The 18808-nt window shown below is 47.4% G+C and carries 19 protein-coding genes and 3 pseudogenes; 13 read left to right on the top strand and 9 right to left on the bottom strand.

Annotation, left to right across the window (positions count from 1 at the left end; translation table 11 throughout):
• Positions 1-4 precede the first annotated feature (4 nt).
• Positions 5-691: an RNA chaperone ProQ gene (proQ, locus tag ACLJNW_RS02400; protein ID WP_000431401.1), complete on the bottom strand. Its 687-nt coding sequence runs from the start codon at positions 689-691 to the stop codon at positions 5-7.
• Positions 692-788: 97 nt separating this feature from the next.
• Positions 789-1286, bottom strand: coding sequence for a GAF domain-containing protein (locus ACLJNW_RS02395; RefSeq protein ID WP_001518229.1), 498 nt, complete (start codon positions 1284-1286; stop codon positions 789-791).
• A gap of 128 nt (positions 1287-1414) precedes the next feature.
• Between ACLJNW_RS02395 and yebS the strand changes: the two genes are divergently transcribed.
• From yebS to ACLJNW_RS02370, 5 genes are all read left to right on the top strand, one after another.
• Positions 1415-2698 (top strand): membrane integrity lipid transport subunit YebS, encoded by a 1284-nt coding sequence (gene yebS / locus ACLJNW_RS02390; RefSeq protein ID WP_001207294.1) that lies wholly within the window; start codon positions 1415-1417, stop codon positions 2696-2698.
• Positions 2667-5300 (top strand): PqiB family protein, encoded by a 2634-nt coding sequence (locus ACLJNW_RS02385; protein ID WP_001521100.1) that lies wholly within the window; start codon positions 2667-2669, stop codon positions 5298-5300. The genes yebS and ACLJNW_RS02385 overlap by 32 nt, the downstream gene beginning before the upstream one ends.
• A 77-nt stretch (positions 5301-5377) precedes the next feature.
• Positions 5378-6817: a 16S rRNA (cytosine(1407)-C(5))-methyltransferase RsmF gene (rsmF, locus tag ACLJNW_RS02380; protein WP_024154648.1), complete on the top strand. Its 1440-nt coding sequence runs from the start codon at positions 5378-5380 to the stop codon at positions 6815-6817.
• A gap of 116 nt (positions 6818-6933) precedes the next feature.
• Positions 6934-7170, top strand: coding sequence for a YebV family protein (locus ACLJNW_RS02375; RefSeq protein WP_024131167.1), 237 nt, complete (start codon positions 6934-6936; stop codon positions 7168-7170).
• Positions 7171-7280: 110 nt separating this feature from the next.
• Positions 7281-7472: a YebW family protein gene (locus tag ACLJNW_RS02370; RefSeq protein ID WP_000457838.1), complete on the top strand. Its 192-nt coding sequence runs from the start codon at positions 7281-7283 to the stop codon at positions 7470-7472.
• 18 nt (positions 7473-7490) lie between these two features.
• Here ACLJNW_RS02370 and pphA read toward each other — a convergent pair whose 3' ends face one another.
• The 4 genes from pphA to sopE2 form a co-directional block, all read right to left on the bottom strand.
• The gene (gene pphA, locus ACLJNW_RS02365; RefSeq protein WP_000986176.1) at positions 7491-8141 is read right to left on the bottom strand and encodes a protein-serine/threonine phosphatase; all 651 of its coding nucleotides are present in this window, start codon (positions 8139-8141) and stop codon (positions 7491-7493) included.
• A 17-nt stretch (positions 8142-8158) separates the two neighbouring features.
• The gene (locus tag ACLJNW_RS02360) at positions 8159-8374 is read right to left on the bottom strand and encodes a hypothetical protein (RefSeq protein WP_024143539.1); all 216 of its coding nucleotides are present in this window, start codon (positions 8372-8374) and stop codon (positions 8159-8161) included.
• Positions 8365-8529: a hypothetical protein gene (locus tag ACLJNW_RS02355; protein ID WP_001134857.1), complete on the bottom strand. Its 165-nt coding sequence runs from the start codon at positions 8527-8529 to the stop codon at positions 8365-8367. Before ACLJNW_RS02355 ends, ACLJNW_RS02360 begins: the two co-directional genes overlap by 10 nt.
• A 284-nt stretch (positions 8530-8813) precedes the next feature.
• Positions 8814-9536, bottom strand: coding sequence for an SPI-1 type III secretion system guanine nucleotide exchange factor SopE2 (sopE2, locus tag ACLJNW_RS02350; RefSeq protein WP_023204535.1), 723 nt, complete (start codon positions 9534-9536; stop codon positions 8814-8816).
• A gap of 682 nt (positions 9537-10218) precedes the next feature.
• On the opposite strand from sopE2, the gene ACLJNW_RS02345 reads away from it, so the two are divergent.
• Together ACLJNW_RS02345 and ACLJNW_RS02340 are read left to right on the top strand one after the other, a co-directional pair.
• Positions 10219-10614 (top strand): DUF1398 domain-containing protein, encoded by a 396-nt coding sequence (locus tag ACLJNW_RS02345; protein ID WP_000422879.1) that lies wholly within the window; start codon positions 10219-10221, stop codon positions 10612-10614.
• 327 nt (positions 10615-10941) lie between these two features.
• Entirely contained in the window at positions 10942-11418 is a 477-nt protein-coding gene (locus ACLJNW_RS02340; protein ID WP_000030945.1) for a hypothetical protein, read from the top strand.
• Positions 11419-11790: 372 nt separating this feature from the next.
• Here ACLJNW_RS02340 and ACLJNW_RS02335 read toward each other — a convergent pair whose 3' ends face one another.
• Entirely contained in the window at positions 11791-12210 is a 420-nt protein-coding gene (locus ACLJNW_RS02335; protein ID WP_000354407.1) for a GNAT family N-acetyltransferase, read from the bottom strand.
• A gap of 369 nt (positions 12211-12579) precedes the next feature.
• Between ACLJNW_RS02335 and ACLJNW_RS02330 the strand changes: the two genes are divergently transcribed.
• Positions 12580-12849, top strand: a complete 270-nt coding sequence (locus tag ACLJNW_RS02330) for a hypothetical protein (protein ID WP_001752421.1) — start codon at positions 12580-12582, stop codon at positions 12847-12849.
• A gap of 165 nt (positions 12850-13014) precedes the next feature.
• Positions 13015-13155, top strand: a complete 141-nt coding sequence (locus ACLJNW_RS02325) for a hypothetical protein (protein ID WP_001617922.1) — start codon at positions 13015-13017, stop codon at positions 13153-13155.
• 145 nt (positions 13156-13300) lie between these two features.
• Here ACLJNW_RS02325 and ACLJNW_RS02320 read toward each other — a convergent pair.
• A pseudogene (locus tag ACLJNW_RS02320) lies at positions 13301-14495 on the bottom strand (IS256 family transposase).
• 58 nt (positions 14496-14553) lie between these two features.
• On the opposite strand from ACLJNW_RS02320, the pseudogene ACLJNW_RS02315 reads away from it, so the two are divergent.
• The 4 genes and pseudogenes from ACLJNW_RS02315 to ACLJNW_RS02300 form a co-directional block, all read left to right on the top strand.
• Positions 14554-14987, top strand: a pseudogene (locus ACLJNW_RS02315) (tyrosine-type recombinase/integrase); the annotation flags it as partial.
• Between the two features lie 1294 nt (positions 14988-16281).
• Positions 16282-17196: a DMT family transporter gene (locus ACLJNW_RS02310; RefSeq protein ID WP_001233445.1), complete on the top strand. Its 915-nt coding sequence runs from the start codon at positions 16282-16284 to the stop codon at positions 17194-17196.
• Between the two features lie 132 nt (positions 17197-17328).
• A complete protein-coding gene (locus ACLJNW_RS02305) occupies positions 17329-17487 on the top strand; it encodes a DUF5993 family protein (protein ID WP_000480735.1) in 159 nt (52 codons plus the stop codon).
• A 9-nt stretch (positions 17488-17496) separates the two neighbouring features.
• A complete protein-coding gene (locus ACLJNW_RS02300) occupies positions 17497-18111 on the top strand; it encodes a disulfide bond formation protein B (RefSeq protein ID WP_000848069.1) in 615 nt (204 codons plus the stop codon).
• A 326-nt stretch (positions 18112-18437) separates the two neighbouring features.
• On the opposite strand, the pseudogene ACLJNW_RS02295 reads toward ACLJNW_RS02300, so the two are convergent.
• Positions 18438-18584 (bottom strand): annotated as a pseudogene (locus ACLJNW_RS02295) (helix-turn-helix domain-containing protein); the annotation flags it as partial.
• Positions 18585-18808: the final 224 nt, after the last annotated feature.

Here is an 18808-nt window from a genome sequence, read left to right as displayed (position 1 = left end):
CGTTTCAGAACACCAGGTGTTCTGCGCGTACAATCAAAGACATACCCGAATTCAGCTGTACACGGACACCATCTTTGGTGATTTCTAATACGGTGGCATCCATCGCATTATTACCCGCTTTCACCTTGAGGGACTGCCCTACGGTCAATACTGAAATATCAGAAACCGGCGTGTGCTTCTCTTCGCGAGGCGCACGCGGCGCTTTCGTCGTCGGTTTATCAGCGCGAGGTTTACGTTCAGCGCCTTCTTTACGACGCGCTACCGGGCGAGGTTTACGCTCGCGTCGCGGCGCGTCTTCTTTTTCGCCAGCCGCCGCGGCAGCTTCGCGTTTTTTCGCTTGCTGCTCTGCGCGCTGCGCCTGAACACGGGCTTTGGCTTCTTCAAGCTGCTTACGCGCATGTTCGACATGCTGTTCTTCCAGCTCGCCGCACGGATTGCCATCAAGGTCGACGCGCGTTGCGCCCGGCTTAACGCCGTACAGGTAACGCCAGCTTGAAGTATAAAGACGTAAAGCGGAACGAAGTTGCGTTTTGCTGAGGTTCATTTCGCCCCCAACTCGCTCTACCAGATCCTGAAAAATACCAATTTTCAGCGGGCGAGCTTCGCCTTCCGCACTAAAACAGTGAGGAAAACGCTCGGCCAGAAACGCGATAACTTCTTTACTGCTATTCAACTTAGGTTGATTTTCCATGAAATTTCCTGATTACAACGGACGTAGCCAACAAGCAGCAGGCATGAACAGGCGTCATTATAATGACGCCATCAGTAATTGCTACGTTATCCGTTGATTATCCTGCGACGCTCGCAAAGAATTTTTTGTAATCCGTCGTTGCAAGCACGGTTTCAAGCTGTGCGACCAGCGTACGCAGGCCGTGTTCATCTTCTTCGGTAAAACGGCCAAACGCCGTGCTATCTATATCCAGCACGCCGATAATCCGTTCGCCAACCGTGACAGGCAGCACAATTTCGGCGTTGCTGGCGGCATCACAGGCAATATGGCCGTCAAACGCATGAACATCATCAATACGTTGAACCTTATTCTGCGCTACCGCTGCGCCGCACACGCCGCGACCAACCGGAATCCGCACACAGGCGATTCGCCCCTGAAACGGCCCCAACACCAGCGTATCGCCTTCGAGGAGATAAAATCCCGCCCAGTTCACCTCGGTAAGACGTTCGAACAGTAGCGCGCTGGTATTCGCCAGCGTGGCCAGAAAGCTGGTTTCACCTGCCATTAACGACTGAAAATCGCGGTTTAACGCCGCGTATAGTTCTGTTTTGCTCATTATATAATCACTTCGTGGTCTTACTCCTAAACACAGGCTATTAAAATAAGCATTAAATGCGTTCTTGCTCAAGATTATTCCTGTCATGAGTTAAGATTACATTATTCTAACACTTTGATTCACGATACATGGCTCTGAACACCTCACACGTCACGCCAACAAAAAAGCTAACGATCAGGTCAATTAGCGAAGCGCTGCCGCGCAGCCACTACCAGCGCTGCCCTGAATGCGACATGCTGTTCAGCTTGCCGGAGATGAGCGCTCATCAAAGCGCTTATTGTCCTCGTTGCCAGGCCAAAATTCGCGATGGGCGCGACTGGTCGCTGACGCGGCTGACCGCGATGGCAGTAACCATGCTGCTATTGATGCCGTTTGCCTGGAGTGAACCGCTACTCCATATCTACCTGTTGGGCGTACGCATTGATGCCAATGTGATGCACGGCATCTGGCAAATGACGCAGCAGGGCGATCCGTTAACCGCCGCAATGGTGCTCTTTTGCGTGGTGGGCGCGCCGCTTATTCTGGTTTTTTCAATTGCTTACCTGTGGTTTGGCAGCCTCCTCGGCATGAATCTGCGTCCAGTCCTGCTGATGTTGGAAAAACTGAAAGAGTGGGTGATGCTGGACATCTATCTGGTCGGTATTGGCGTTGCCTCTATCAAAGTGCAGGACTATGCCTTTCTGCAGCCGGGCATCGGGCTTTTAGCGTTCGTCTCGTTGGTGGTTCTTAGCATTCTGACTATGATTCATCTGAATGTGGAGCAACTATGGGAACGATTTTATCCGCAGCGCCCTGCTCAACGTGCGGACGAAAGATTGCGCGTCTGTCTTGGCTGCCACTTTAGCGGCTATCCGGATGCGAAAGGACGCTGCCCGCGTTGTCATATTCCGCTACGGTTACGCAGAAAACAGAGCATACAGAAGTGTTGGGCGGCCTTGCTGGCGTCTATTGTTTTTTTGCTGCCGGCAAACCTGCTGCCTATCTCGGTAATCTACATTAATGGCGGGCGTCAGGAAGATACTATCCTGTCGGGCATTATGTCGCTTGCCAGCAGCAATATCGCCGTCGCCGCCGTCGTTTTTATCGCCAGTATTTTGGTGCCGTTTACCAAAGTCATCGTGATGTTTACGCTACTGTTGAGTATCCATTTTAAATGCCAACAGGGACTGCGGACGCGAATTCTGTTGCTGCGTCTGGTGACATGGATAGGCCGCTGGTCGATGCTTGATCTTTTCGTTATCTCGTTAACCATGTCTCTGATTAATCGCGATCAGATTCTGGCTTTTACTATGGGACCGGCTGCGTTTTATTTCGGCGCAGCGGTAATTTTGACTATTCTTGCAGTGGAATGGCTGGATAGCCGCTTACTTTGGGATGCACATGAGTCAGGAAACGCCCGCTTCGAAGACTGAAGCGCAAATTAAAACCAAACGCCGTATTTCACCTTTCTGGCTGCTACCGCTTATCGCGCTAATGATCGCGGGGTGGCTGGTATGGGATAGCTACCAGGATCGCGGCAATAGCGTGACTATCGATTTTATGTCGGCGGACGGTATCGTACCGGGCCGTACTCCCGTGCGTTATCAGGGAGTAGAAGTCGGCACCGTGGAAGATGTCAGTCTGAGCAAAGATCTGCGCAAAATTGAAGTTCGCGTCAGTATCAAATCAGATATGGAAGATGCGTTGCGCGAAGAGACGCAATTCTGGCTGGTGACGCCCAAAGCCTCGCTGGCGGGCGTTTCCGGCCTGGATGCGTTGGTCGGCGGGAATTACATCGGTATGATGCCAGGTAAAGGCAAGCCCAGAGATCATTTCGTCGCCCTGGATACACAGCCTAAATACCGGCTTAGCAACGGCGATCTGATGATTCATCTCAATGCGCCGGATCTCGGTTCGCTTAATAGCGGTTCACTGGTCTATTTCCGTAAAATCCCTGTCGGACGGGTGTATGACTATTCGATTAACCCTAACAAACAGGGCGTGACGATTGACGTTCTGATTGAGCGACGGTTTACCGATCTGGTGAAAAAAGGCAGCCGTTTTTGGAATGTCTCCGGCATTGACGCCGATCTAAGCCTGAGCGGCGCGAAGGTGAAACTGGAGAGCCTCGCGGCCCTGGTCAATGGCGCGATTGCGTTTGACTCACCGGACAATTCCAAACCCGCCGCCCAGGATGACACGTTCGGCTTATATAAAGATTTAGCCCACAGCCAACGAGGGGTAATCGTTAAACTTGAGCTGCCCAGCGGAGACGGTCTGAAAGCGGAATCTACGCCGCTAATGTACCAGGGACTGGAGGTGGGTGAGCTTTCTAAACTGACGCTCAACCCTGGCGGTAAAGTCACCGGAGAGATGACCGTCGATCCCAGCGTTGTTCCGCTGATGCGGGAAAATACGCGTATTGAGTTACGCAATCCCAAACTGTCGCTAAGTGACGCGAATATCAGTTCGTTGTTAACCGGAAAAACCTTCGAGCTGGTGCCGGGCGACGGCGAACCGCGCAGTGAATTTGTGGTGGTGCCGGGTGAAAAAGCCCTGCTGCATGAGGCGAATGCCTTAACCCTGACGCTGACGGCCCCGGAAAGTTACGGCATCGAACCGGGCCAGCCGTTAATTTTACATGGCGTAAAAATTGGCCAGGTCATTGAGCGCAACTTATCCAGTAAAGGCGTGTCATTCATCGTCGCGATTGAACCGCAGCACCGGGATTTGGTACAGGGCGACAGTAAATTCGTGGTCAACAGCCGGGTGGATGTCAAAGTCGGCCTTGACGGCGTAGAGTTCCTCGGCGCCAGCGCCAGCGAGTGGATTGACGGCGGAATTCGTATTTTACCCGGTACGAGCGGGAAGATGAAATCCACCTACCCGCTCTATGCTAACCTGGAAAAAGCGCTGGAAAATAGCCTCAGTGACTTACCGACTACCACCTTAACGCTGACGGCCGAAACGTTGCCGGATGTCCAGGCAGGTTCCGTCGTGCTGTATCGAAAATTTGAAGTAGGCGAAGTCATCACCGTTCGCCCACGTGCCAATACCTTTGACATCGACCTGCATATTAAGCCGGAATATCGCCACCTGTTAACCAGCAATAGCGTGTTCTGGGCGGAAGGCGGCGCGAAGGTGCAACTTAACGGCAGCGGCCTAACGGTACAGGCCTCGCCACTCTCCCGCGCGCTGAAAGGGGCCATTAGTTTTGATAACCTGAGCGGCGCCAGCGCCAGTCGGCGCAAAGGCGATAAACGCATTCTTTATGCTTCAGAAACCTCCGCCCGCGCGGTAGGCGGACAAATTACGCTGCACGCGTTCGACGCCGGAAAATTGGCGGAAGGGATGCCCATTCGTTACCTCGGTATTGATATCGGCCAGATCCAGACGCTGGAATTGATCACCGCACGTAATGAAGTGCAGGCAAAAGCCGTCCTTTATCCGGAGTACGTACAGACATTTGCCCGCGCCGGGACACGTTTTTCCGTTATTACGCCACAAATTTCCGCGGCGGGCGTCGAGCATCTGGATACGATTCTCCAGCCCTATATTAACGTTGAGCCAGGACGCGGCGCGGCACGGCGCGACTTTGAACTGCAGGAAGCCACGATTACCGACTCACGCTATCTGGATGGGTTAAGCATCGTCGTGGAGGCGCCAGAAGCAGGCTCGCTTAATATTGGTACACCCGTCCTGTTCCGCGGTATCGAAGTGGGAACCGTCACCGGAATGTCCCTGGGGTCGCTCTCCGATCGGGTGATGATCACCTTGCGCATCAGTAAGCGTTACCAATATCTGGTGCGTAATAACTCCGTATTCTGGCTCGCCTCCGGCTATAGTCTCGACTTTGGTCTGACAGGCGGCGTGGTGAAAACGGGGACATTCAATCAGTTCATCCGTGGCGGTATCGCCTTCGCTACTCCACCTGGTACGCCGCTGGCACCAAAAGCGCAAGCCGGTAAGCATTTCCTGTTACAAGAGAGCGAACCGAAAGAGTGGCGTGAATGGGGTACCGCTCTGCCACGTTAAACACCCGGCTCCGGCGTACTCGCGCCGGAGCGTTTTATGCTACACTGCGCGCCTGTTTTTTTGCCGGCGATACACCTGTGGCTCAACACGCTGTCTATTTTCCTGACGCTTTTCTGACGCAAATGCGTGAAGCAATGCCTTCCACGCTCTCTTTTGATGAATTTATTTCGGCCTGCCAACGCCCGTTGCGCCGCAGTATACGCATCAATACGCTTAAAATATCCGTGGCTGATTTCCTTGCCCTAATCGCGCCCTACGGCTGGTCGCTCACGCCAATTCCGTGGTGTCATGAAGGATTCTGGATCGAGCGCGATGATGAAGAGGCATTGCCGCTTGGCAGTACCGCTGAGCATTTAAGCGGCCTGTTTTACATTCAGGAGGCCAGTTCGATGCTGCCGGTCGCGGCCCTGTTCGCCGATGATAATCATCCGCAGCGGGTCATGGATATGGCAGCGGCGCCTGGCTCCAAAACCACGCAGATCGCTGCCCGCATGGGGAACCACGGCGCCATTCTGGCCAACGAATTTTCGGCCAGTCGCGTCAAAGTTCTGCACGCTAATATCAGCCGATGTGGAATCGCCAATACCGCACTGACGCATTTCGATGGCCGCGTATTTGGCGCTGCGTTACCGGAGATGTTTGACGCTATCCTGCTGGATGCGCCCTGCTCTGGCGAAGGCGTAGTACGTAAAGATCCTGATGCGCTAAAAAACTGGTCGCCAGAAAGCAATCTGGATATCGCGGCGACACAGCGGGAACTGCTCGACAGCGCTTTTCATGCTTTACGACCCGGCGGCACGCTGGTCTACTCCACCTGCACGTTAAATCGCCAGGAAAACGAAGAGGTCTGCCTCTGGCTGAAAGAGACCTACGCCGACGCCGTTGAATTTTTGCCGCTGGGTGATCTGTTTCCTGACGCTGACCGCGCCCTCACCCCGGAAGGCTTCCTGCACGTCTTCCCGCAAATTTACGACTGCGAAGGATTCTTCGTCGCACGTCTGCGTAAAATGTCATCCCTTCCAGCCATGCCCGCGCCGGGGTATAAAGTGGGGGCGTTTCCTTTTACCCCCCTCAAAGGCCGCGAAGCATTACACGTTACCCAGGCGGCCAACGCCGTCGGACTGTTATGGGATGAAAATCTCCATCTTTGGCAGCGTGAAAAAGAGGTCTGGCTGTTCCCGGCAGAGATTGAATCACTGATCGGAAAAGTCCGTTTTTCCCGGCTCGGCATTAAGCTGGCTGAAAGTCATAATAAAGGCTATCGCTGGCAACATGAGGCGACGATAGCCCTTGCCTGCCCGACTCATGCTCACGCGTTCGAACTCTCTGCGCAAGAGGCGGAGGAGTGGTATCGCGGTCGGGATATTTATCCGCAAACACCCCCTGCCGCTGATGATGTCCTGGTGACGTTCCAGCGTCAGCCGCTTGGTCTGGCAAAACGTATCGGCTCAAGAATAAAGAACAGTTACCCGCGTGAACTGGTGCGGGATGGCAAACTCTTTACTGGTAACAGTTAAAAGGCGCACAAAAAACCGCACTTTTTGACTGGCGCTTTTGCGTACGTTGACTACGCTGAAAAATGGACGGCTAAACTGGTCGTACCACAATTAGCGTATTAACGGAGAGCACGATGATGAAAACCAGTGTGCGCATTGGCGCTTTTGAAATCGACGATGCCGAATTACATGGCGAATCGCCGGGGGAGCGAACGTTAACTATCCCCTGTAAATCCGATCCGGATTTATGTATGCAACTGGACGCCTGGGATGCCGAAACCAGCGTTCCCGCCATTCTCAACGGGGAACATTCCGTTTTGTTCCGTAATCATTACGATCCTAAATCTGATGCCTGGGTCATGCGTCTTGCCTGACTCAAAAAGAACCCGTCGCCAGGCGGGTTATTTATTCTTCCTTTTCTCATTTCCCCCCTGCGCTAACCTCTCCTACACTATCGTGTAAAGTAGTTAACATTGAGGATGTAATGTTCGCGCTGGTACTTTTTGTATGTTACCTGGATGGAGGATGCGAGGATATTGTCGTGGACATCTACGATACCGAGCAGCAATGTCTTTATTCGATGGACGATCAACGGATTCGCCATGGCGGCTGTTTTCCGGTAGAGGATTTTATCGACGGCTTCTGGCGACCTGCGCAGCAATATAGCGATTTTTAACCCTGGTCGCTGATACCGCTATTGTATCCGCGCTAACGTCAATTGCCCGCCAAATACCGCGCCCGTATCAATATAGTGTACGTTGGCAAAATCCATGCGCCGACGCAACGGCGTATGGCCAAACCAAAAATGATCGGCTCCGCTAATCCCGCCGCGCTTATTTATGAGCCGTTCGCGGCTCCAGAGAACCTGATGTAAGTCGACCTTTTTTTGCCATTGATAGGTTGACGCGGGATAATCTGCATGAGCGATCACATGCGTGCTATGGCGGCAACGAACTTCCAGTATCCAGGGCAGCCGCTGACAAAGAATAAAAAGCGCTTCAGCTTGCGCAGCGTGTTCAGCCGTCAGGCGGGTAAACCAGTCGCCACCATTCATCAACCACAGCGTCGACTGCGATGAGGCCCGCGCATCCAGCGCCATTTGTTCATGATTGCCGCGAACCGCCGTCATCCAGGACTCACGCAGTAAAGCCAGGCAGCCCAGGCTGTCCGGGCCTCTATCAATGAGATCGCCCACAGAAACTAACAAGTCTTGTTGCGGATCAAATCGACACTCACGTAACCTTTTCATTAACATTGAAAAACAGCCGTGAATATCGCCAACCACCCAGACATGCCGCCAATTCTTTGCCTCTATTCGCTGATAAATCTCTTCAGGCCGCATCATGTTTTTCCTGTCATTCATTACCCAGGACAGATATAAAAAGATAGCGTGTGCAGATTTTTTTGCTTAGTAAGCGTGCTCTGTTGTAAATAGCGAATTTCATCAGTAGTGAGTAAATGCTTTGTTATCACCGCACTAAAATATAACTGGCTGCGCCAGGGGAGTATTATCCCCTGGCGCAGCGAGCTACTCACTATCGCCTGTTCACGTTCAATATTCTTCCTCCTTAAAAGCATATTGGAAACATAAACCACATCACCTCAGCACACGATATAGCACACTCTTTAGCGGAGTGATCCTCAAGGCAAACCAGCGCCAATGCAGGTGTCGTTACCGTGGCGACCATCGCCCCCACAAACAGGCGCAGCACAATTTTTTTTAAAGGCGGCATAACCTCTCCTGACAGTTAACAGACCATTAATCCTTATCGAGACATCATCCGTGCGCGGGTATCATAAACTTAACAACACGCAGCGTTTCAAAAAAAGCTGTCTGGTTGTGCAGGTATTTAGAGTAATAACAATTATTTTAAGTTTTAAGGTTATCCATTTGATTTTTATATTAAAATAAAGATGACGACGTTTTGTTAAAAGCGTCGCCATAAAAACGAATATATAGTTTCAGAAAATCTGCTATTAATTCATATGGTTAATAGCAGTATTGTATTTACTATCTTCAGGAGGCATTCTGAAGATGCTTATTCGCAATATTTTCTATAGTTAACTGAAATTGTTGTGGCGTCGGCAGCGCCCCCTTATCAAACAGCGGCGTAACCTCTTTCATAACGATTTTCTCAGCATACGCTTTAAAAGACACCTGCTGATTATGATTTATAAACATATGCGGATATTTAATACTCGCGGAAGCAATGAGGGGGACGACAAAAGGATTCGCCCCTGCCCCACCTGGAGTAAATACGCCATTTTTTATCTCCCCAGGTAGCCCCGCATTCTGCGCAGCCTCTCCTATCTCTTTCAGAAAGGGGGTAATACTGACCCCTTTACTGATGAGTAATTTACAACATTGATCTTTATTATTACTGTACACGGCTGATAATATGGCTTCGCATGTCTGACGAGCATAGGCCGGATCTTTACTCGCATTACCTTTGATATCCAGACTATTGAGCTTTTGCAGCATAAAATCTTTAACAGTTTTACTGGTTAATACTGCCCTACCCTCAGAAGCGTTCCCACGATGAAAATGGGTAGTCGGTATGTCTGTTTGTTGATGCAGGCTAAAACGATCTGACAGACTCGTCGACAGGCTGATAAAGCTATTTCTAACGGCAGTAATACTTTTTGCAAAAATGTCCTTCTCCGTTGTTTTTTCTTTTACTGGTTCAACGTCACTTCTATGGATTCTGTAGTGCTGGGTGGATAGTGTTATGTTAGTCACGGTAGTTCTCCTTTTAGATAACTATGCATAGCTACACTTTGTTTATATTTCTTGCTTTCAAAAAATAGCCACCATCTCCACAACCATTTTTACTCATTGATATTTATAAATTTTATTTTCCTGATGGATTTTGTTCTTCTGTCACTTAGCCTGTTTTTTTCGGCGCAAGGTGATCGACTTTTATCGAGGAACATTTTTATCGGGACAATCCTGAACAGGTAAAACATCACTTCAATTCAACTGCTGCGTCACATAAAACATTCATGAATATTATTATTTATGCTGATGTTGTTACGATTTTGCCCCCATTCGCAGGCTGGCTACCAATTATCCTGCCAGCGAGTTAGCCGCTTTTTCAAAACCTATAAAGTCGCCACGCCAAACCTCTCCGTCACTGTAATCATTATCTAAACATCAATTAATTAACTGATTTTTATATATTATGACTTTTCATGACGTTCAGAAAAACTACAAATGAAATGGATTGACGCATCTATTAGTGGTCAAAAAAACGCGCTACGAGAAATAATCAGTAACAATTGCAACACTATTCCAATCATAACGTAAACTATATGATACCAGGCGATTATTATTGCTTTTAGGTAACATCTTTGTATGGCTGCTTTTAAGCAACAATACTCTAACACAACGTATAACATTATAACTTACAATAGGTTAACAAATGGAATTACAGCTTATGCTTAACCACTTTTTCGAGCGCGTCAGAAAGGATGCAAATTTCAACGCATTTCTAATCGATCTGGAATATAATAATATCGCTTATTACATCTATTTTGTTGCTACCGGCAATGTGAAAATTATCACTCATGCAGGCCACTTCATTTCTATTAAAAGCAATAGAAAGCTGATTAAAGTCAATTCAACACCAAATACGGAATTAATAAAATTGACTTCAGCTAAACACTTTTCGGGCGAGCATTCCTATGAAAAATACTGTACCGATCTGGCAACAGCAGGCGTTTTTAAATGGATTGTGGAATTAAACCAAAAAACTCGACAATACTGGTCGAAAGACAACCAATTATTATATATAGAAAATGCGGTCATGCCGCTTTAACAAGCCAGGGTAATAATAGCGTCAGTCGTGACATTCGGCGTGTTACGACTGCGGGTTATCCATTTGAGACCATAATGAGAGTCTGACTGCGAGAGTTATCCTGTGCAGTCCGACCGACGCAGCAACGTTTGACACGATGCTCGACAACAGCATCTCCTGGTGCAGGAGAAATGATATTCAAAGCGATATCGACTAAAAGCTCAAAATATTTGCCTGCTATTTATATTCTATCTAATTAATACCCTCCAGGAAGTGTGGCATAATTGCAGAATCTGTCAGGATTCCGGGAGCATACCGGAGCGTAATCGAAAAAACATCTGGAGATGTATGAGCAAGGATGAAATCAGTTATCAAATTCTTTACCGGTACTCTCTGGAAAAGCTATACAGTACTCTTACCAGAAGAGTAGATAACGTGCTGTCATTCGCCCTCGTTTTTCTCGGGGTCGGCGTCACCATAAACGTCGGGAGTCCCTTTATTCTGGGGCCAGGCATTGTGGGTATCGCCATACTAAAAAGAGTACTCCGCTTCGGCACGCGATCAGCCCAGGCCGACCGGCAGTCCCGCGCCTGGCTGAAACTTTTTAATACTCAGCACCGCTTTCCTTCAGATAAAACACTGTTCCTTGCCTTCACATCGCTTGAGCAAGACGCGAGTGAAGTATGGTCCATGCTTATTGGTCCTGCCATCGTCATGACTGAGACCGCCCTCGGAAAAACGCCCATTGAGCCATTGACGGCGGGTGAAAAACTCTGTGCATTTTTGAGCGGCGCGACGAAATCCCAGCTAGCAGATCGCAATTGACCTGTCTTCTAAACGCCTGTGCCATACCACAGAGATTTAGTACAAAATTAATTAATGGAGTACTAACGCTGTCAGCAGGTTTCTCTGAGTGAAAGATTCGTATTATACGCACAGCCCAGTTTACAGTTTATATAACAGCGCAATATGTTTTTGTATCCGGACCATGCCGCCTACAAGCGGCTGTCTGAGTACCTCTAGCCGTGCCAGGGGGTATTAGCTCAAATGTGAGCTGACAGCCAAACCTAATCTGACTGTCCGCCCTGTGCCAGAAGCGGACGCTGATCATGGTGTGTACAGGCCAACGGTACGATATATTTTAAAGCTACCTGATTACAGCTTTCATAAAGCTATGGGTATTCAAATGCAGCAAAGCTATAAACCGAGCTTAATTAAATAATGCCTTTGCGAACCTACTTTAGGAAAGTCCGGTAGCGACATTTGAAGTATATAACCCTGTTTTTCATAAAAAGGGAGAGCCTGGAAGCTAAAGGTATCTACAAGTCCATGAACACAGCCTTTCCGCAAACCTTCTTTTTCGGCCATCGCCATAAGTTTGCTCCCCAGACCGCAGTTCCTTGCAGATTCACTTACCCAAAGATAGTCGATGCAGAGCCACGGACCTTTTCTGTCAGCAATTAATCCGCCTACCATTTCGCCGCTTTCGTTTCTGCAGTAGACCCCAAGCTGCCCATTTTTACTAAAATCGACGAACTGAGCATTGTAGCTTCTTAATCCGGTTAATAGTTCTTCTTTATCAAATTCAGTAACTTGATGTGTGATTTGAATGTCCATACATGCCCAATTGAACAAGTTTGTATTTGGAATATAACGTTATAAATAAGTTAATTAAATGTATCAATAGAAAGTTTGTTTTTACTCCTGGGGGCAGGTCACGTCCGCTACTCGCTTAAAGCAAACTGTCAGTTGGAGTCTGAGCTGGTACAATTAATGTGCCACTGGTTAGAAATCAGTAATACGATTTTATCAGGCTGGTGCTCTGGCCTGTCAGGATTTGAGGTATCCACCCGGTTTACCAGCCCCCTGTATTTGGCACCAGTGGAACCCACTTCCCGATCCAGGATATCCAGTACCCACCACCGAACCTCTTTCCCCAAAAGACATGAGCAACCTCAAGCGCCTTGTCTGGATGATAACCACGGTATGAAGTTTGATAACACGTGGAATCAGGGCGTATGGTTCGCTCTCCGTTCAGCAACTGGACGCCCTTCTCCCCAGCCTTTCAGCGTTGAAGATTTGCCAGCGCTGGGTGAAGAGTATAGGCGAATTATGAAAATCATTTCTGCCGTTTATACTTCGAAAAAGACGTTATCAAAAAGGTGGTTCGCAAGCGCGGAGTTATTAAACCTTTACTTAACGAAATACGGTTTAAGTTGCTTGAATTGCAGCAGAAAGAAAACGACGGCTTGCTGATGCTGGACAAATTAAGCAAGCATGGCATCAATGGACTGATACGCCGTCAATAAAAGGAAGGGTGCATGGACGATCCCGTCACATCACCAATCACAACAGAAGAGCACAAAACAACATTTCACAGTGTAAAGGATAAAACACGATGCCATTTTCAATCAAAAACATATGTTCAGGTCCAAAAGGACATTGCCCAGAAATCTCCAGCCCTATACAGGACAAGCCAGTACCGAGGAATTGCACACTGACCTCAACAACATGCGATATACAGAGCTATACAGTATTCAGCAGATGGTCCTGCAGTTATGAAATGCGCCCACCCGGTGCAGAAGAAAGAACCCCACGACTAAAATTCTCAGCGACGGAGCTCTCATGGCTATCTAAAACAATAGAAACAGAGAGGCGCAACACAAAAGAATGAGCCTGTCAGTAATTCTGTGTAACTGCCCAGTTATTAAAGGTGATCGCTCAGGCGGTCACCGAACTCGATAATAAAACGGCTCATCGCCAGCCGCCAGTTCTGGATCGGCATACTCCATTTTTTGACGCATCCTTGATCGCCAGATAAATAACTTTTCGTACTGAGTCATCCGTCGGGAACACCTTGCGTTTCTTAATCGCGGCACGGATCACGCAGTTCAGGGATTAGATTGCGTTTGTGGTGTAGATGGCCTTGCGGATATCCGGCGGATAACTGAAGAGCGTATTGAGGTTTTCCCAGTGCGCACGCCAGCTTTTGCTGATTTGCGGATATTTATCGTCCCGGGCTTTCGCGAACGCATCCATCGCCATCAGTGCCGCCTCTTCGGTCGGGGCCTGAGGCCGCTGGTGGCGACTTTGTAGCCTTTCCAGGCTACGTATTTCAGACTGTTACGCACCATGTGGATACTGCACAGCTGGATATGGGGCTGCGGGAAGACGCTGTTTATCGCATCCGGGAAGCCCTTCAGACCATCCACACAGGCAATCAGGATGTCCTGAACGCCCCGGGTTTTCAGCTCCGTCAGCACGCTTAGCCAGAACTTTTCGCCTTCATTTTCGGCCAGCCACATACCCAGTAACTCTTTCTGGCCTTCGGTGTTGATACCCAGTGCCAGGAAGACGGCTTTGTTGATTACGCTGCCATTCTGACGGACTTTGACAACAATGCAGTCCATATAAACAATGGGGTACAGCGCATCCGGTTGCCGGTTTTGCCTCTCAGTGACCTGCTCTTTTACGGCGTCGGTGACTTTAGATATCAGCGAGGGTGACACATTGGCGTCGTACATCTCTTTGAAGGTGGCGACGATTTCGCGGGTAGTCATGCCTTTGGCGTAGAGGGATAAAATTTGGCTGTCCATCTGCGTAATGCGCGTCTGGTGCTTCTTAAGCAGCTGTGGTTCGAAGGTGTTTTCACGCTCACGCGGTGTGTTGAGTTCTATCTCGCCGTCATCGCACAACACCGTTTTGGACGAGTAGCCATTACGGGTGTTTGAGCCTGTTTTGGGCGCATTTTTCTCATACCCGGGGTGGTCAGCCAGCTCCGCATTGAGCACCGTTTCGACGGTTAATTTCGTCAGCATACGGGAAAACGAATTGAGGTCGGCTTCGGTTTTAAGGCCTTTAGTCAGTTCAACCGCAAGGGCTTTGAGTTTCTTTTCGTCCATAATTGCCTGTCCCCGTTACTGGAGTGAACATATCAAACACAGGCAATTACACAATTTTATATTACAGTCTCAGTTCAGTCACATTATTGATGAGCGACTGTACGTTAAGCCAATCAAGACCGAGATGAAAATCGCTCTGCCACTTTCGCTCACCCCTCCTTCCATGGGTTTACGCCTCAGTACGGTGATTGATCGTTGCCGCCTGGTAAGCCGTAGCGAATACCTTATCAGCGCTGGCATACGCAAAAACCGCCCGAACGGGAGTATTCATCCTGACAGCCTGACTAAAAAATTTGTTGCGGCACGAAAATTTACCGGAATAAATTTAGTGATAACCCACCGACATTTCACGAGATCCGCAGCTTATCCGGACGACTGTATAAAGATGCTTACGGGGAAAGGTTTGCTCAGAAACTCCTGGGACATACTTCCGAGAACACCACGAAACTCTATCTCGATGAACGCGATAATAAAGCTTACGTGATGCTCTGATTTTGCTGTAAAAGAAATGTTAAACTGGATTTGGATCTGATATAACGAAAAAGCCCGAAATACAGAAATTCTGGAAAATTTCGGAAATTTCGGATTATTGATCATAAGCAACTGATTTATAAGAAAAAAAAGAGACCGAATACGATTCCCGCTTACGGCAACCATTGATATTTCTCTTTAAATTCATAATGTTACATATTAATTAAGTGATTTTAACGATTGGAATATGTTATTTTTGATTCTAATAGATTCAATTAGTTATCACTTTTTACGTTTTAATTCGGACATATTTCGGGCCATTTTGCGTATAAATCCCCCGACCAAACAAATTAACTGCCCAATACATCACTCCCCTCTTCCATTGGGGGACTCCCGATGCCAAATACCTATGTAGACGAAGGCTTAATAGTGATGCCAACAAAAGCGATCGCGAAAAGTTGAACAGGTGGCTAGTTTCAGATTAAACACATTGGTTAGTCATCTTGAACAAGTAAAATCCGCCGCAACTGGCAACCATTCAATACTCGCACTATCGAACGATCGCCAGCTTGCCGCAGCCCGTTCTTGCATACGATGTGGCTGCGGTTCCATCACATCAGGAATGTGAAAATCGGGATAAACCTGCCACTTAACCTGAAGCAGGTCTTCATAGCGGGTGGTATACCGAGGCGAAAGCATTTCTCTTAAGGTCGCCATATAAAAACATTCTATTACAACGAGTTATCTCCTCCTGCCTCCGCCCCGGCGCAAAGCTATAGTTTTTTCTATCTCCTTGTGAAACAAACAATTATTCTTGCTATGGTGCTGATTAACAATCGTTCGCGGGCAACGTACATTCAGCGAGTTTCAGAGCTTCCTGACGGAATTCAGCCGGTGCTGTTTCTGGGGCTTCTTACTGGTTGATACAGATCCTGCCTCTTACTTGAGAATTTACCATTTAGCCGTATGTCCATTATGGGTGAATAAGATCATTTATCATCGTAAGGGTTGAAAGCGATAAGTTAAACTTGTCCTGGCTCAACAAGGGACCCGACTAATGATGAGCTCTTCATCTTCAAGGCGTTTTATGCCTTCCAGCAAGAATAGACATTAAATCGACAACTGCTGCCAGGTCTTACAGGCGCAGTGGACAATCGTGTGGTAACAGCTTGAGTCATTTATTATTTTTCTCATTCAGCATAACTGCGTCTTCTGATAGAGAAATTTTTATCTAAACATATAAAAAACACAGTGAAGAAAACGCTACTTTTTTCTAGCTAAAAAGCTAAATTAATTTTTTTACGGAGAGGATCTTATGCGCAAGGTGTCGATATCTATATTATTCATGCTAGTTTCACTGACTTGGGGGACTACATGGTTGGCCATGCGAATTGCCGTTGAAACTATCCCTCCAGTGTTTGCAACCGGAATGAGGTTTATGTTTGCAGCACCTTTTTTAATCATCATTGCATGGTTAAGAAAAAAAACACTGTTGTTTCCTCCCGGACAACGATTATTCCAGTTTGTGATATGCATCTTTTATTTTTGCATTCCTTTCTCACTAATGATTTATGGTGAAACCTATGTCAACTCTGGGCTTGCCGCCATTATCTTTGCGAATATGCCTGTGGCCGTTTTGATAGCATCGGTTTTGTTTCTAAATGAAAAAGCGAAACTAATGCAGATCGCGGGCTTAACTATCGCAATCACTGCATTGACGGGGATACTTCTTGAAGAAACGAATACAAGTACAGAGAGTCACTGGCAGGGTATCACTGCGCTTATTTCTGCTGTGTTAATCCATGCCATAATATATACACAATGTAAGAAAAGAAGTTGTACTGTCTCTGTTATCACATTTAATGCGCTCCCGTGCCTTTTAGCTGGGTTGATACTTTCTGCGACAGGATGGTTTTTTGAAAGACCACAAGTATCAACCTTCTCAGTACACTCAATATTAGCTACCCTGTATCTCGGGGCTTTTGCCGGAGTTTTTGGTATCCTGTGCTACTTTGCGCTTCAGCAAAAGGCTAATGCCTTCCAGGCTTCGCTTGTATTTCTTATCTTTCCGCTGATTGCGGTAAGTCTGGAAGACTATATTTATGGATATGCTATTTCAACACATTCAATGCTGCTTATTATACCATTAGTTATCGGGATATTTCTTACCCTTGTCGCCAGAAATATCCCTGTAACCAGCAGATGCCGGGATAACTCATCACAGAAATAATCGATTTATAATAACGCAAATAATTCCTGATGCCTTACTGTGCTCCGGCTAATGCGGGGTGGATAAGCTGGAATACAGACCCGGTAATACACAGCGATTATATTAACAAGCAATGTAATAAAGGAGTTTTTTATGTTCATGTTTCTGCCATTCTTGCTTGCACTGAGCGTGGCAATGGGGGCCATAAACAGAAAGGATAAAGTCAGCTACATTCTGTGGGCCGTTTTACTCATCGTCACTATTTTATCATTCATTCATCATATGACCAATTCGCTGACTTTGTCATTTTAAGGAGTGTGTATGAAAACGCATCATCATCCAACAACATTTGTTCATCTGATTAATCAGGTGGGACTCCTTGGGATATGCGTTGCTCTGGTTGTAGCCTTTTATTATCAACTCGTTAGGCATGAACTGCCTTGTCCAATTTGCTTATTACAGCGGGCTGGCCTCATCATCGCCGGTTTTGGCTTTTTATTTAACCTCTGCTTTGGTCTACGAGGTATACATTACGGGATGGTAATTATTGGCAGTATCCTGACCGGAGTTATGGCATCCCGGCAAATATGTTTGCATATCATGCCCGGTGACACAGGATATGGTTCTGCATTTTTTGGATTACACTTTTATACCTGGACTCTGATTACGTCAATTCTGATTATTATTGCTGTTGCGGTAATTCTGGCAATCAGTAGCATGAATGTTGCATTTCGTTCATTGAATATTAATCCGGACCTGTTCAGTATTGTCGGTTGGGTATTTCTGTTACTGATTACTGCCAACCTTATTTCAACTGTACTGGAATGTGGCGGAGGGGAATGTGCTGCTAACCCGGTCACATATAAGCTACTGTCGAAACAGGATATTGCCTTTCTGAAAACAGGCCTCCTGACGAGGACAGTTCTCCGGTTATGACGCACTTTTAAAATGACTGATTGGTAAATATATAGCAAGCACCTGTCTTGTAGAAATTGGAATGGTTATGGGCTAACACGGAAGTTACAGTAACATTGAAATGTTGCAATAACAGGAATCAAACTTACAACCTTCGCATTACGAATTAGTAGAATCACATTTAACTAACTGTTTCAAATACACATTTCCGCATTCACATTGCTCAACTCAATGGCACATGATGTTAGAAATAGAATGATGCTTCACCATGTTTGACACAAAAATGGCACACCCTATAAAGCATCCACAGCACATATTTGGGTGGCACGCACCGTGGAAATACTGCATTACCCTAACACAGGGAATTTTCTGTACAGCGTCGACAGCCCCGCATCATAAATAATCGCTACCTGCTGTCGCGGTACTCCTGCCCTAATAAGGCACCCTGCCTGCGCCCATTGCTCCGGCGTCAGTTTTGGCCTACGGCCACCAATGTAGTGGCACTGTAGTGGCACACTGGGTACTGAAGCAATGGCCACAACTGGCGCTTGATGCTATCAGCCAGATAACCTTCCAGATGGATAACAAACATAGCAGCTATCCTGTCTGTATCGGAATTGTAAAACCAGACGTTGACCATCTTCATCAAGGTTAAAGGAACAAAGAGCTCTTTAAAGTAACTCTTTGTTCCATTACGATAGTTTAAATATGATGTTCT

Source organism: Salmonella sp. SAL4457 (assembly GCF_046548235.1).
In the GTDB taxonomy this organism is placed as follows: Bacteria; Pseudomonadota; Gammaproteobacteria; order Enterobacterales; family Enterobacteriaceae; genus Salmonella; species Salmonella enterica.
This window is presented reverse-complemented; position numbering and strand designations above follow the sequence as displayed.